Source organism: Caballeronia udeis (genome assembly GCF_044909315.1).
In the GTDB taxonomy this organism is placed as follows: Bacteria; Pseudomonadota; Gammaproteobacteria; order Burkholderiales; family Burkholderiaceae; genus Caballeronia; species Caballeronia udeis_A.
The window spans coordinates 26,311-39,640 of the sequence record NZ_JBIYEB010000009.1; the positions used below are offsets into that span (position 1 = coordinate 26,311).

Genomic DNA, 13,330 nt, shown 5'->3' on the forward strand with positions numbered 1-13,330 from the left:
CGGCGCCGGCCTTGAAATAATCGGCTGCGCTGCCTGATTCCGCGCGACGGCGTGTTCTCGAGCAACGCAAAGGGCCGCGGCTAGACGGCCTGTGTGTCACGCTACGCTACGCCGGTCGTTTTATGCAGCCTGTTCGACCGGCGTTACGTCCAGTTCCAGCTTTTGCGTGCCGCGCAACACGGTCACCTTCACCCCCCGGTCGATCCGCGATGCATCCAGCGAGCGCTGCAAGCTGTCCACGCTATCGACCGCCAGCGTATCGATCGCGACGATCCTGTCATCCGTACGCAATCCGCCGAGCGCGGCCGGACTTCCTTTCACGACTTCCATCACATGTACGCCACTCGCGGACGGCAGCTCGAAATATCGCTGCACGCGGCGCGAGATGGGCGTGGTCGTCCCGGCAACGCCTATGTAGGCACGCCGCACGCGCCCGTGCGCGAAGAGCTGCATGATCACCCACTTGGCGGTGTCGATGGCGGTGGCGAACGAGATCGCCTGCGCACCGGCAATGATCGCCGTGTTCACGCCAATCACCTGGCCGGCCGAGTTGATGAGCGGGCCGCCCGAGTTGCCGGGATTGAGCGCGGCGTCGGTCTGGATCACGTCGTAGATCATGCGTCCGGAGTTCGAGCGCAGCGACCGTCCAAGCGCCGATACCACGCCGGTGGTGACTGTCTGAGCGAGGCCCAGGGGATTGCCCACGGCGATCGCGATCTGCCCGACACGCAACTTGCCGGACTCGCCCAATTCGACATGCGGCAGCACGTCGGCCGAGCCAATGCGCAGCACCGCGAGGTCGCTGTCCGGATCGTCGCCGACGAGATCGGCGTCGAATGTCGCGCCGTCCGCAAGCGTCACGCGGATGTGCGTTGCACCGTGCACGACGTGGCTATTCGTCAGAAGATATCCGTCGGGCGTGAAGATGAATCCTGAACCCGTGCCGCCGCGTGCGCCGCGGCCGCTCTTGTCGCCGGGCAAGCGACGTTCGACCGAAATAAACGCGACCGCCTGCTGCACGCGTTCGAGCGCGCTGATCACGGTCTGGGAGTAAGCGTCCAACAGGGGCGCGTCGCCGAGCGGGCTTGCGAGGGCGGCGCCCGCGGGGCCGCGTGAGAGATCATCGATGAATTGGGGACGGCTTCCCATGATCGTGCTCCGGATAAAGGGACCATGAGATGCGGGATTCCTGAGGGTATTTCAAGCCCGCCCTTCAGCCCGCCCTTCAGCCCGCCCTTCAGCCCGCCGTTCTGCCCGTTTGGCGCCGGTGCGGGGGCCCGTCTGGAGGCACGTGGCCGTCTCAGCACTTCTACTGCAATCGATATCACGATTGATCGTTTAGTGCTGGCCCCGCGTCTTGCTAGCATGATCGGCTGCCTAATTTGCCTGCGATGCCCCCATGAAAATCTTCACCCGTCTGGCCGCGTGTCTCGCGCTGGCCGTGACTGCCCTGAGCGCGGTGAGCGCCTCGGCGCAGACGCCTTCGGGCGACCCTGTGAAGCTCCGTATCGGTTTTCAGAAATCCTCTACGCTGATCGCGATCCTGAAGGCGCGCGGTACGCTGGAACGCGCCGTGGCGCCGCTCAATGTGCGGATTGAATGGGGTGAGTTCGCGAGCGGGCTGCCGCTTACCGAAGCGCTCAATGCGGGGGCGGTGGACTTCAGTGCCGACGTGGCGGACACCGTCCCTGTCTTCGCGCAAGCGGCCAACGCGAACTTCGTCTATGTTGCGCAGGAAACACCGTCGCCCTTGGCGCAAGCGGTGATCGTGCATCGCGACGCACCCATCCATACGCTCGCCGACCTGAAGGGCAAGCGCATTGCCGTGACGAAGGCTGCCGGCAGCCACTACTTGCTGCTCGCGGCGTTGGCACGCGCCAAACTTTCGCCGGCCGATGTCAGGATCAGCTACCTTGCCCCTGCCGACGCGCGCGCTGCGTTCGAGCGCAATGACGTCGACGCGTGGTTCGCATGGGACCCGTACGTGGCTTCGGTTGAACAAGACCCGGGCGCGCGCATCCTGATTCGCGGGGATGGGCTTGCGTCGTATCAGCGGTATTACCTCGCGTCCGCGCCGTTTGCACAGGCGCACCCGCAGATCGTCGATATCGTGTTCACGCAATTGGTTGAAGCGGGTGTCTGGACCAAGGCGCATCCGCAAGAAGCGGCGAAAATCCTGGCGCCGGTATGGGGTCTCGACCAGGCGACGGTCGAACGCGCCAATGCGCGGCGCACTTACGCCGTGCGCGCGGTCGTGGCGAAGAACTTCAGCGAGCAGCAAGCGATTGCCGATACGTTTTATCAGGCGAAGCTGCTGCCCAAACCAGTCGATACCGCCAGCGCGCTTGTCTGGGACTTCGCTTCCCGCAAAGCCGTCGCGGCAAATACAGCTACGGCGTCATTGACTGCAACGCAGCCGTAGCCGGGATGATCTCCCGAAAGTCCTCACTCTTACCAGCGCTGACCGGATTGCACGAAGCTGCGATAAAACTAAGGATGCCGAACCGTAACGGTTTCTTATCCGATTCATGTCCAGTCCACTTTGAATATTCCAGGGAGCAAAGCATGTCCGACCATGACCGATCAAAAGACGAGACGTTGCCGAAACTGGCGGTTCCATCGCGCCGTCGTGCATTGCTCAGGATGGCCGCGTTAGGCGCAGGAGCCACCAGCCTCCTGACCGGCGGCGGTGCACTACTGGCGAGCCAGTCGGCGCGCGCCGCAGAACCGGCAAAAACGTTCCGTATCGGTTATCAGAAGTACGGCAACTTCGTCGTTCTGAAGGCGCGCGGGTCGCTCGACAAACGGCTTGCGGCGCAAGGCGTCACGGTGCAATGGCTTGAATTCCCGGCCGGACCGCAACTCCTGGAAGGGCTCAATGCAGGCGCAGTCGATGCCGGCACCGTAGGCGAAACGCCGCCAATCTTCGCCCAGGCCGCGGGCGTGGACTTTGTCTATGTCGGCAACGAACCGCCTGCGCCGCAAGGTGAGGCCATCGTCGTGCCGCACGATTCGGCCATCCGCAAGGTGGAGGATCTGCGCGGCAAGAAAGTGGCGCTGAACAAGGGGTCGAATGTGCACTACCTGTTGGTCGAAGCGCTGAAGAAAGCAGGGCTTTCATATGCGGACATTCAGCCGGTCTATCTGGCTCCGGCTGACGCGCGCGCAGCGTTCGTGCAGGGCAGCGTGGACGCATGGGTCATCTGGGACCCGTATCTCGCGGCTGTCGAACGTCAGGCAAATGCACGCGTGATTGTTGATGGCACGGGCCTGGTGCGCAACACGCAGTACTACCTTGCAACGCGTAAGTTCGCGACCGCCCAGCCACAGCTTGTGCATGCGTTGCTGGAGGAACTGGACCACGTCGATCAATGGGGTCGCGACAACGTGCCGGATGTCGCCAAGCTTCTCTCGCCGCTGGTCGGGCTGGACCAGCCGACGCTTGAACGTGCATTGAAACGGACCGCCTATGGTGTGCAGCCGATTACGCCGGAGACCCTCGCGTACCAGCAGCAGCTTGCCGATACCTTCACCGACCTGAAGCTGATTCCGAAAAAGCTGGCGGTGACCGATGCTCGCTGGAGCGTTGTTTAACCTCAAGATTGCGCTCCTGCATCGCTAGAGACGCATAAGCAGAATTGGCGAGAACCTTAGCTCAAATAAATCGTTCATGCCCAAAGTGGGCATCGCTAAGATGAATCATCTGAACGGGGACGGGTGACTCGTTTCGCACGAACATCAGCAGCATGTCTGTTCGTCGCGTCCGCGCTCGTTTCCCGCTCGACACTCGACACTCGAACTTACACCCGCAAGGCAGGAGCCCCCCGATGAATGTTTTCTGGTTCATTCCGACCCACGGCGACAGCCGTTATCTCGGCACGACGCAAGGCGCGCGCGCCGCTGATTACGACTACTTCCGCCAGATCGCGGTGGCGGCCGATACGCTCGGTTATGAAGGCGTCCTGCTGCCGACGGGTCGTTCCTGCGAAGACGCATGGGTGGTTGCATCCAGCCTGATTCCCGCGACGAAGCGCCTCAAGTTCCTCGTCGCAATCCGCCCGGGTCTGACCTCGCCGGCACTGTCCGCACGCATGGCGTCCACCTTCGACCGCCTCTCCGGCGGCCGTCTCTTGATCAACGTGGTGACGGGCGGAGATCCGGTCGAACTGGCCGGCGACGGCGTGTTCAATGATCACGACACGCGCTATGAAGTCACGGACGAATTCCTGCACATCTGGCGCAGTCTGCTCGAGTCATCGCATGAAGGCGGCACGATCGATTTCGACGGCAAACACCTGAGCTCGAAGGGCGGCAAAGTGCTTTATCCGCCCGTGCAGAAGGCGCATCCGCCGCTGTGGTTCGGCGGCTCGTCGCCGGCTGCGCACGAGATTGCGGCCGATCATATCGACACCTATCTGACCTGGGGCGAACCGCCGGCTGAAGTCGAAAAGAAGCTCGCCGATATCCGTCGCCGCGCCGCCGATAAAGGCCGCAAGATCAAGTTCGGCATTCGCTTGCATGTGATCGTGCGCGAGACGGAACAGGAAGCGTGGGCCGACGCGGACAGGCTTATCAGCAAGCTCGACGATGAAACCATCCAGCGCGCGCAGGCATCGTTTGCAAAGATGGATTCGGAAGGCCAGCGGCGGATGGCGGCGTTGCACGGCGGTCAGCGCGACAAGCTCGAGGTGTATCCGCATTTGTGGGCCGGCGTAGGCCTTGTGCGGGGCGGCGCGGGCACGGCATTAGTGGGTAATCCGGAGCAGGTCGCGGGCTTGATGAAGGAGTACGCGGCGCTGGGTATCGACACCTTCATCCTGTCGGGCTACCCGCATCTCGAAGAGTCGTACCGGTTCGCCGAGCTCGTATTCCCGCTGCTGCCGCGTGATCAGAAAGAGCGCGTGTCGGGTCCGTTGTCGGGACCGTTCGGTGAGATCGTCGGCACGTCGTATCTGCCGCGCGCTTCGCAAAGTTGAACCCGGAGGTCCGATGAACGTCTTCCCGTTTTTTCGCCGCGCCGGAGTACAGGCCGCGCCGTGGCTCGTGCCCATCCTGATCCTGGTTGCATGGGAACTGGCTGCGCGTACGGGCGGTTTGTCGTCGCGGGTATTGCCGGAGCCGCTTGCCGTAGTCAAAGCGGCGTGGGAGCTGATCCAGTCGGGCGACATGTGGGCCAACGTGAAGGTCAGCGCATGGCGCGCCCTGACGGGCTTTGCGATCGGCGGCAGCATCGGCTTCGTGCTCGGGCTGGGGACAGGGCTCTTCAAACCGGCTGAGATCGCCCTCGACTCGACCGTGCAGATGATCCGCAATATCCCCGCGCTCGCAATGATCCCGCTGGTGATCCTGTGGTTCGGGATCGGCGAGGAAGCGAAGTTGTTCCTGGTCGCGCTCGGTGTGTTTTTCCCCGTTTATACGAACACGTATCACGGCATTCGTTCTGTCGATGCAGACCTGATCGAGATGGCTCGCAGTTACGGACTCTCGGGTTTTGCTCTGTATCGCGACGTGATTCTGCCGGGGGCATTGCCCTCCATTCTCGTAGGCGTGCGTTTCGCGTTCGGGTTGATGTGGGTGATGCTGATTGTCGCTGAGACCATCTCGGCGCAATCGGGCATCGGCTATATGACCATGAACGCGCGTGAGTTCCTGCAGACCGATGTGGTTGTAGTCGGCATCCTGCTTTATGCGCTGCTCGGCAAACTCGCCGACATGCTCGCGAAATCGATCGAGCGCGCAACGCTGCGCTGGCATCCTGCGTATCAGAAGGGAGCAAAACCGTGACATCAAGCTATGCATCGTATGCATCGGGCAACGTCGTGCTGGAAGGCGCCGAACCGGAAGTTGCCACGCGCGAGCGCGCACCGGCGGCGACTGTGCCCCGTGCGCCGTCCGCGGACATGGCCGTCGCGCTGCAAGGTGTCGACAAACATTTCGGCGAGCGCAAGGTGTTGTCGAATTTTGATTTCACCATTGAACGCGGCAGTTTTGTATCAATAGTCGGACGCAGCGGCTGCGGCAAGTCCACGTTGCTGCGCCTGATCGCGGGCCTTGAAAAAGCGACTGGCGGTGTCGTGCGGCGCAATCCGGCGGCGGGAGCCAGCGTCCTGGAGACCCGCATCATGTTCCAGGACGCACGTCTGCTGCCATGGAAAAGCGTGCTGCAAAACGTCATGCTCGGCTTGCCGCGTTCGTCTCGTGAAGATGCTCGCGCGACGCTGGCTGAAGTGGGCCTGAGTGCACGGGAAGGCGATTGGCCCGCGCAATTGTCGGGTGGCCAGCGGCAACGAGTGGCGCTTGCACGCGCGCTGGTGCACCGGCCGGACCTGCTGTTGCTGGATGAACCGCTAGGGGCACTCGACGCGTTGACGCGCATTGAAATGCATGCGCTGATCGAACGTCTGTGGCGCGAGCATCGCTTCACAGCACTGCTTGTCACGCACGATGTACAGGAGGCGGTGGCGCTGGGCGAGCGGATTGTGTTGATCGAAGCAGGGAAGATTTCCTTCGATGCCGCCATCACGCTGCAGCGCCCGCGTTTGCGCACGGCGGAAGGTTTCGCCGAACTGGAAGAACAGGTGTTGTCGCGTGTTCTCAGGAACGGCGTGCAGCCGGGCTAGATCCGGTTATCGGTTCACTCATTGCCGTTGTCGACCGGCCCCGGCACTATTCAATCAATACGGAGCATCATCATGGGCATCACGGCAATCAACGTACGCAACCAGTTCAAAGGCCACATCAAGGAGATCATTCGCGGCTCCGTGGTCTCGGAAGTCGATGTGGAAACGCCTTACGGCATTGTCACCTCGGTGATCACCACGCGTTCGATCGATGAGCTGGAACTGAAGGTGGGGAGCGAGGTTATTGCGTTTGTGAAGTCGACGGAAGTTTCCATCGCAAGGCTTTGAGCTTGCATTGAAGGGCGGGTGCGGTCTTAAGCCGCGACCCGCCCCAAGACTCTTCCGCAACGCATCGCACAGGCTGTACCCGATGGCGTCGTCAGCAACCCGCCCATGCGCCGCCCCGGCGAACCCATAAAGATTCGCCGGGACGGCGTGAAATGTCCCGCTTAGAAAGCCGGAATAATCGAGCCCTTGAACTGGGTATTGATGAAAGTCTTCACGTCCGGCGACTCATACGCGGTGACCAGTTTCTTGACCCACGGCTTATCGCGGTCCTGAGTGCGAACCGCGATCAGGTTCGCATAAGGACCCTTCAGGTCTTCGATAGCAATGGCGTCTTTTGTCGGCGACAGGCCGGCTTTCACTGCGTAGTCCGTATTGATCGACGCGGCGGCGAGGTCGTCCAGCGAACGCGGCAACTGCGCCGAGTCGAGTTCGATCAGCTTGATGCCCTTGGGGTTCTCGACCACATCGAGCGGCGTCGCGTTCACGCCATCTACACCCGCGCCGGCCTTCAACTTGATGATGCCATTCTTCTGCAGCAGCAACAGCGCGCGATTACCGTTCGACGGGTCGTTCTGGATACCGACCTTGGCGCCTTGCGGCAGGTCTTTCAACGACTTGAACTTCTTCGAGTAGAAGCCCATTGGCGCCACGTAGGTCAGGCCCACGTTGACGATCTTGTACCCGCGTTGCTTGATTTGACTGTCGAGGAAGGGCTGGTGCTGGAAGCCGTTTGCGTCCAGGTCGCCGGCATCAAGGGCGGCATTGGGCTGGATGTAATCGTTGAATTCGATCACCTTGATCTTGAGGCCTTCGCGTGCCGCGACCTTGGAGACTTCGGTCCAGATTTGCGCGTCGGGGCCGCTCATGGTGCCGATCCTCAGTGGGGCGTCTTCCGCATGGGCGACGCCGAAGAGAGCGCCGAATGCGGCAAGGGTGAGACTTGCAAGAACAGTTCTACGATGCATGTTGAAACTCTTTCTGGTTGGCAGGCGCGAATCCTCTCATGACTTGCGCGCTAGCCTAACCATTCTGTTTTCATGTGTTTATGCCAATTCGAAAGTTTAGCTAAGAGCCGGTGCATGCACGGGACGGGTTCCCACGCACCGGTCAGCGAACGGACGATCCGCTTCATTCCTTCCAGAAGACCAGCGCCCGCAATTCGATGCTTCTGCGCGGTGCGGCGTCTTCCGGCGTGGTCGGATCTTCAAACGCCGTGTGTGCGGTCAGGCGGGCCGTGCCGTCGTTGCGAGAGTCGTAGATCTTGAGCAGCAGCGCTTCATCGGGCCGCAACTTCGGGAAGTAATACCAGCGGTGGGCCGCGTTATGCGTGAAAGAAAAGGTCTCACCGACCTTGTCCTTGTACACAAGGTCGCTTGGCACCAGGTCGCTCGCTGCGATCGAGCGCGCGTCGCAGAGTGCGAGGGGTAGCTGCTCCACTACATCGAGTGGCCGCCATAGATTGATGATCGCAAAGCGCTGCTTGAGGCGTTGAGCGGCTTCATCGGCAGGCAGATGATCACGCACGCGACGCGGCCCTGAGACGAACGTCTGGTCGTTGTGAACGCGCCGTACCGGCTCGCGCAAGGACGAGGTTGCGCGCGAGCCGTTCAAGCTGTCGCGCAGGGTGTGATCGAATACCACGACTTTCTCCGCGCCGGTCGCCTTGAGCAGGACCTGTTCGGATTCGCTGTAGTAGATCGAGCGGATGGCGGCGTCGTCGCTGAAGTCGGTCAGCGCGCTTCTATGCGCGACACGTTCGAAGCCGCTTTTATCCAGCGATAGCTCTCCCGCTGCGGCGAGCGGACGCGCGTCGCGAACGGTCACGCGCCGGGGTTCGAGCGCGCCGGACGTCCAGGGCACACCGGCTGGCGGCTCGAACGTGTAGCTTACCGGCCGGCCTTCGCCGGCACGCAGATAGTTGAGTTCAGCTTCTACCGCCCGCAACGTTTCTGTAAGCGGACGTTCTTCGAATACGGTGCTCATGGTCGTTCCTCGGCCTGGAAGTCAGGACTTTCAAAGCTATACCCGCATGATCCGAAGCTGAACGAATAAAATTCCATAAGGTTATTCGAGAGACGTGGCGATACCCCTACTTGCTGGCGAAGTATTCGGGAAGCCGGAAGCCGTCGTAGAATCGATTGTTCAGGATGGCCTGCTGAATGGAGCGAGCGCAGCGCACAGCGCCAACGCAAGGAGGATGGGGCGTTTCAACATGAGGGGATAGATGGAAGAAATGAATGACGGCAGGCGCGCCCGAGAGGCGCGCATGATGGGGAAATCAAAGCGAACCGCGCGCACCGTTTAAACGCGCGGCCCGTTGTTCAGAACGTTTCCTTGAACGGACGCAGATCAAGTTCCTGCGTCCACGCACTTCTATGCTGATGGTGCAGTTGCCAATAACTCTCCGCTATGGCGCTTGCTTTCAGCAAGCCATCGTCACCGGCCTGCTGTACGCGCTGCGGCGCGGATTGCCGCAGACGCTCGCCGTCAATGCCACCATCAATCACGATATGCGCCACGTGCACGCCCTCGGCCCCGAACTCGCGGGCAAGGGTCTGGCTCAATGAACGCAATGCGGCCTTCGATGCAGCAAAGGCGGCGTAGGGCGGTTTGCCGCGCAGCGCAGCCGTAGCACCTGTGAAAAGCAGCGTGCCGCGTCCCGTTGAACTGGCGGTATTCAATCCGTTGTTCAAGATCCGGCGCAGTGCCGCCTGCGCAAACAGGAAACCGCCGAGCACGCCGGTGCGCCACGCTTGTTCAAAGTCTGCCGCGCTCAATTCAAGCGTTGGAGCACGGCTCGCACCGCCCGCGTTGAATACGGCGGCCGTTAGCGGACCGAGTTCACGTACCCGGTCGGCAAGCTTGGCGAGGGTTGCTTCATTCGAGATATCGCCGGGCAATGCGTGGGCCACGCCGCCTGCGGCACGAATCTCCGCAGCAATGCTTGCCACACGTTCGGCCGTGCGCCCCGTGAGGGCAACAGTGAAACCGCCCTCCGCGAAGCGCCGGGCGACTGCCGCGCCGAGTCCCGCGCTGGCGCCGACCCCGGCGATCCACGCGACCGGCGCCTGTTCATGCGGGAGACTGGAAGATGACTGGATGGTTGAGTTCATGGCGATGAAGTTAGACCGGCTCGGGGTGATTGGGAAGGAAGAAAACGCGATAACGTTATTCGACACTGCGAGATTGATTCTAGTCCCGAGCCATCTTCTACGTTTGGCGTGGTTTGTATATGCGGATCGATTGGTTGAGGCCGGCGCGGGGCGGTCGTAATGTGCATGGAGCAACGTCGGGTCCGTTTGCATGCCTGATTTTCAAGCTCTGGAACCCGAACTTCCCCCAACCTGAAACCGGCGATTCCCCTCTCAGGAGACACGCAATGAACGCAGCCGTCGCAAGCAATACCGAGTCCGTCCAGGTCACGCCGTTGTCGGCATTTATCGGTGCTGAAATCAGTGGCGTCGATCTGACACAGCCACTCGATACCCATCAGATCGCGCAGATTCGCGCGGCCTTGTTGAAGTGGCGAGTGATCTTCTTTCGAGAGCAGTTCCTCACGCATGCGCAGCACGTTGCGTTTTCCGCGCAGTTCGGCGAGCTCACGCTGGGGCATCCCGTGTTCGGGCATGTTGACGGGCACCCCGAGATCTATTCCATTTCCAAGTACCGCAAGGCGACACGTTTCGAAGGACAGGCGTTGTTGCGTCCGTGGACTGGCTGGCATACCGATGTGACAGCAGCCGTCAATCCGCCGTTCGCGTCAATCCTGCGTGGTGTCACCATCCCGCCTTATGGCGGCGACACGCAATGGACAAGCCTGGTTGCCGCGTATGAAAAACTTTCCACGCCGCTGCGCGATTTTGTCGATGGTCTGCGCGGCGTGCATAAATTCACGCCGCCCGCCGGGGCCAGTGCCACCAGCGCGTTTGAGAAGGCCGTGCAGCAACGCGCGCTGGTCACCGAACATCCACTGGTGCGCGTGCACCCTGAAACAGGCGAGCGCGCGCTGTATGTCAGCCCGAGTTTCCTGAAGCATATTGTTGGCGTGACACCGCGTGAGAGTCAGGCGATCCTCGAACTGCTGTGGGAACACGTGACGCGTCCCGAGTTCACGGTACGGTTCAAATGGGAACCGGGCAGCATCGCGTTCTGGGACAACCGGTCGACGGCGCATCTCGCGCCATCGGATATCTTCGACCTGGAATTCGACCGGCAACTGTATCGGACAACGCTGGTGGGGGATGTGCCGGCAGGACCGGACGGACGCGCTTCGGTCGCGCTGGAAGGGTCGCCCGTCAACGCGGCGGCAGCCGTGGCATTGAACTAGGACTGGTTGGTGAAACACCGCCCTTCGTGACTGCGGGGGGCGGAAAAAAACGTCAGGCGCGCGGCAGCCGCCGATTGTCGATCCACATGCGAGCCCAGCGCGCGGCATAGGCAATGGCGAGATCGGATTCGAAGAAGTAGTCGAGTGCGTCGAATACATAAGCGCGTTTTTGCAGCGACGCTTCGTCCTGAATCACGAGATTGGCGGCGAACAATCCGCTGGGCAGCGCTTGTGCTGCAGGAGCTACTTCATAACCCTTGTAATGCATGCTTGTTTTACCTCCGGTACACAATGCAGTGGATGCATGTGTCCCAGATTAACCAGCCGGGAAGCACAAGTGAAACAAGCATTTGGCAGAAGCAAACCCGTTGCCGCCGAGGATTGGAAAGAAGAAAACGTTGCGAAGCATGTGCCCGGGAGGCCGCGTATGTTCTGATCAGGCCGCCGCGGCCCCGTCCTGCGGCACGCTGAAGTCCGCGAGTATTTCATCTCGCAAGCGCACGAACGCGGCATCGCTGCGACTGCGCGGGCGCTCCAGATCCACCTGCACGATCTTGCCGATACGCCCCGGCCGCGCATGCATGACCACCACGCGGTCTGCAAGAAACACGGCTTCATCAACGTCGTGGGTGACCAGGATCATGGTGATCCGCTCATGTTCCCAGATGCGTCGCAACTCGTTTTGCAGACGGCTGCGCGTGAGCGCGTCGAGCGCGCCAAACGGTTCGTCGAGCAGCAGGAGCTTCGGCCGGTTCACGAGTCCGCGGGCAATGGCCACGCGCTGCGCCATGCCGCCCGACAGCTGATGCGGATGATGCTTTTCATACCCTTTCAGGCCGACCAGCGCGATATGCTCGGCGACCGCACGGCGGTTCTCTTCCTTGCTGCGCCGCGAGTTCTTCAGAGCGACCGCAATGTTCTGCTCGACGTTGAGCCACGGAAACAGCCGGTGATCCTGGAACACGATACCGCGGGCAAGGTCGGTGGTACGAACACGCTCGCCGTTGAATTCGATGTCGCCGTCGAACTGGTCGTCAAGTCCTTCAACCAGGCGCAGCAGCGTGGATTTGCCGCAACCGCTCGCACCCACGATCGCTACGAACTCGCCGCTTTTCACCGACAGGTCGATGCGATCGAGCACGGGTACCGAGTGGTCATCGCCGGCAAAACGCTTCGTGACGTGATGCAGTTTGAGGTCGCTTGTTTGGACAGCGGAGACTGTCACCATGACAATATGGACTCTTTATGAAATAGGGAAGATGCGGAATCAAGCCGCCGGATCGCGGAACCAGCGTTGCTGGATCGCGCGGGCGAATGCGTTCAACAACCAACCGGTGATGCCGACCACAATCACGCCGAACACCACGAGATCCATCCGGAACTGTTCGCTGCCGTCGACCAGCGTGTTGCCTATACCGCTGCCGGCGACCAGCAGATATTCCGCGCCGAGCGTTGCAAGCCATGAATAGATCAGCGCGAGATAGATGCCGGTGAAGATGGACGGCAACGCAGCGGGCAGCACGACGTATCTGACCGTCTGCAACTTGCTGTAGCGGAACACGCGGGCCACATCGAGCAGCGCGGGGGAGACCGCGCGGATGCCGTCGCTCGTATGCGCGACTACGGGAACCAACGCGGCAAGCGAAAGGAAGACGACCTTCGCGACATCGCCGAGACCGAACCACACGGAGATCAACGGTATCCACGCAAACAACGAGACCTGCTTGAACGCATTGAAGCTCGGACCGATCAGCCGGTTCGCGAAGGGCGAGACACCGAGCAACGCGCCAAGCACGAGCCCAAGGCTTGCGCCGAGCGTGAACCCCGCCAGCTCGCGCGCAAGCGATGCCGAGAGTGCACGCCACAGCGCGCCGCTTCTCGCCTGATCGATAGCCGTATGCAACACCTGGGCGGGCGAGGTCATCATGCCGTGCCCGGCAACAACATGGCGCGAGACAAACCACCAGGCGAAGAGCGCGGCAACCGGGATGACCCAGCCGCGCCAGCGTCCGGCTTTACCCGGTTCACCCGAAGCGGTGATCGCTCCGGAGCCGGTTTCAAGTTCAAGGGACGGTGTGGCCATGTCGATGCTCCT

At 61.5% G+C, this 13,330-nt stretch carries 14 protein-coding genes; 7 read left to right on the top strand and 7 right to left on the bottom strand.

Annotated features, from left to right (window positions below; genetic code table 11):
• Positions 1 to 120: 120 nt before the first annotated feature.
• Positions 121 to 1,149: a S1C family serine protease gene (locus tag ABH944_RS16250; protein ID WP_404614303.1), complete on the bottom strand. Its 1,029-nt coding sequence runs from the start codon at positions 1,147 to 1,149 to the stop codon at positions 121 to 123.
• Between the two features lie 250 nt (positions 1,150 to 1,399).
• Here ABH944_RS16250 and ABH944_RS16255 point away from each other — a divergent pair, with 250 nt between their 5' ends.
• From ABH944_RS16255 to ABH944_RS16280, 6 genes are all read left to right on the top strand, one after another.
• Positions 1,400 to 2,422: an aliphatic sulfonate ABC transporter substrate-binding protein gene (locus tag ABH944_RS16255; RefSeq protein ID WP_404614301.1), complete on the top strand. Its 1,023-nt coding sequence runs from the start codon at positions 1,400 to 1,402 to the stop codon at positions 2,420 to 2,422.
• A gap of 143 nt (positions 2,423 to 2,565) precedes the next feature.
• Positions 2,566 to 3,594 (top strand): sulfonate ABC transporter substrate-binding protein, encoded by a 1,029-nt coding sequence (locus tag ABH944_RS16260; protein ID WP_404614299.1) that lies wholly within the window; start codon positions 2,566 to 2,568, stop codon positions 3,592 to 3,594.
• Positions 3,595 to 3,827: 233 nt separating this feature from the next.
• Complete coding sequence (gene ssuD / locus ABH944_RS16265; RefSeq protein ID WP_404614297.1) at positions 3,828 to 4,976, top strand: FMNH2-dependent alkanesulfonate monooxygenase; 1,149 nt, start codon at positions 3,828 to 3,830, stop codon at positions 4,974 to 4,976.
• 13 nt (positions 4,977 to 4,989) lie between these two features.
• The gene (gene ssuC / locus ABH944_RS16270) at positions 4,990 to 5,784 is read left to right on the top strand and encodes an aliphatic sulfonate ABC transporter permease SsuC (RefSeq protein ID WP_404614295.1); all 795 of its coding nucleotides are present in this window, start codon (positions 4,990 to 4,992) and stop codon (positions 5,782 to 5,784) included.
• A complete protein-coding gene (locus ABH944_RS16275; RefSeq protein WP_404614293.1) occupies positions 5,781 to 6,620 on the top strand; it encodes an ATP-binding cassette domain-containing protein in 840 nt (279 codons plus the stop codon). Before ssuC ends, ABH944_RS16275 begins: the two co-directional genes overlap by 4 nt.
• A 72-nt stretch (positions 6,621 to 6,692) precedes the next feature.
• The gene (locus ABH944_RS16280) at positions 6,693 to 6,908 is read left to right on the top strand and encodes a TOBE domain-containing protein (protein ID WP_031357267.1); all 216 of its coding nucleotides are present in this window, start codon (positions 6,693 to 6,695) and stop codon (positions 6,906 to 6,908) included.
• Between the two features lie 161 nt (positions 6,909 to 7,069).
• Here the strand turns inward: ABH944_RS16280 and ABH944_RS16285 are convergent, their stop codons facing one another.
• The 3 genes from ABH944_RS16285 to ABH944_RS16295 form a co-directional block, all read right to left on the bottom strand.
• Positions 7,070 to 7,873: a MetQ/NlpA family ABC transporter substrate-binding protein gene (locus ABH944_RS16285; protein WP_404614291.1), complete on the bottom strand. Its 804-nt coding sequence runs from the start codon at positions 7,871 to 7,873 to the stop codon at positions 7,070 to 7,072.
• Between the two features lie 163 nt (positions 7,874 to 8,036).
• Positions 8,037 to 8,891 (bottom strand): CmcJ/NvfI family oxidoreductase, encoded by an 855-nt coding sequence (locus ABH944_RS16290; protein WP_404614289.1) that lies wholly within the window; start codon positions 8,889 to 8,891, stop codon positions 8,037 to 8,039.
• Positions 8,892 to 9,229: 338 nt separating this feature from the next.
• Complete coding sequence (locus ABH944_RS16295; protein ID WP_404614287.1) at positions 9,230 to 10,021, bottom strand: SDR family NAD(P)-dependent oxidoreductase; 792 nt, start codon at positions 10,019 to 10,021, stop codon at positions 9,230 to 9,232.
• A gap of 266 nt (positions 10,022 to 10,287) precedes the next feature.
• Here ABH944_RS16295 and ABH944_RS16300 point away from each other — a divergent pair, with 266 nt between their 5' ends.
• Positions 10,288 to 11,235: a TauD/TfdA dioxygenase family protein gene (locus ABH944_RS16300; RefSeq protein ID WP_404614285.1), complete on the top strand. Its 948-nt coding sequence runs from the start codon at positions 10,288 to 10,290 to the stop codon at positions 11,233 to 11,235.
• Positions 11,236 to 11,287: 52 nt separating this feature from the next.
• Here the strand turns inward: ABH944_RS16300 and ABH944_RS16305 are convergent, their stop codons facing one another.
• The 3 genes from ABH944_RS16305 to ABH944_RS16315 all read right to left on the bottom strand — a co-directional run bounded on the left by ABH944_RS16305 (position 11,288) and on the right by ABH944_RS16315 (position 13,318).
• On the bottom strand, positions 11,288 to 11,503 hold the full coding sequence (locus ABH944_RS16305) for a hypothetical protein (RefSeq protein ID WP_031357276.1): 216 nt from the start codon (positions 11,501 to 11,503) through the stop codon (positions 11,288 to 11,290).
• 168 nt (positions 11,504 to 11,671) lie between these two features.
• Positions 11,672 to 12,463 carry an ABC transporter ATP-binding protein gene (locus ABH944_RS16310; protein ID WP_404614282.1) on the bottom strand — a complete coding sequence of 264 codons (792 nt, stop codon included), beginning with the start codon at positions 12,461 to 12,463 and terminating at the stop codon, positions 11,672 to 11,674.
• 39 nt (positions 12,464 to 12,502) lie between these two features.
• Positions 12,503 to 13,318 (bottom strand): ABC transporter permease, encoded by an 816-nt coding sequence (locus tag ABH944_RS16315; protein ID WP_404614280.1) that lies wholly within the window; start codon positions 13,316 to 13,318, stop codon positions 12,503 to 12,505.
• Positions 13,319 to 13,330 lie beyond the last annotated feature (12 nt).

Coding starts and splice junctions, on each gene's coding strand:
- ABH944_RS16250 (WP_404614303.1), bottom strand. CDS start 1,149: ATGGGAAGCCGTCCCCAATTCATCGATGATCTCTCACGCGGCCCCGCG.
- ABH944_RS16255 (WP_404614301.1), top strand. CDS start 1,400: ATGAAAATCTTCACCCGTCTGGCCGCGTGTCTCGCGCTGGCCGTGACT.
- ABH944_RS16260 (WP_404614299.1), top strand. CDS start 2,566: ATGTCCGACCATGACCGATCAAAAGACGAGACGTTGCCGAAACTGGCG.
- ssuD (WP_404614297.1), top strand. CDS start 3,828: ATGAATGTTTTCTGGTTCATTCCGACCCACGGCGACAGCCGTTATCTC.
- ssuC (WP_404614295.1), top strand. CDS start 4,990: ATGAACGTCTTCCCGTTTTTTCGCCGCGCCGGAGTACAGGCCGCGCCG.
- ABH944_RS16280 (WP_031357267.1), top strand. CDS start 6,693: ATGGGCATCACGGCAATCAACGTACGCAACCAGTTCAAAGGCCACATC.
- ABH944_RS16285 (WP_404614291.1), bottom strand. CDS start 7,873: ATGCATCGTAGAACTGTTCTTGCAAGTCTCACCCTTGCCGCATTCGGC.
- ABH944_RS16290 (WP_404614289.1), bottom strand. CDS start 8,891: ATGAGCACCGTATTCGAAGAACGTCCGCTTACAGAAACGTTGCGGGCG.
- ABH944_RS16295 (WP_404614287.1), bottom strand. CDS start 10,021: ATGAACTCAACCATCCAGTCATCTTCCAGTCTCCCGCATGAACAGGCG.
- ABH944_RS16300 (WP_404614285.1), top strand. CDS start 10,288: ATGAACGCAGCCGTCGCAAGCAATACCGAGTCCGTCCAGGTCACGCCG.
- ABH944_RS16305 (WP_031357276.1), bottom strand. CDS start 11,503: ATGCATTACAAGGGTTATGAAGTAGCTCCTGCAGCACAAGCGCTGCCC.
- ABH944_RS16310 (WP_404614282.1), bottom strand. CDS start 12,463: ATGGTGACAGTCTCCGCTGTCCAAACAAGCGACCTCAAACTGCATCAC.
- ABH944_RS16315 (WP_404614280.1), bottom strand. CDS start 13,318: ATGGCCACACCGTCCCTTGAACTTGAAACCGGCTCCGGAGCGATCACC.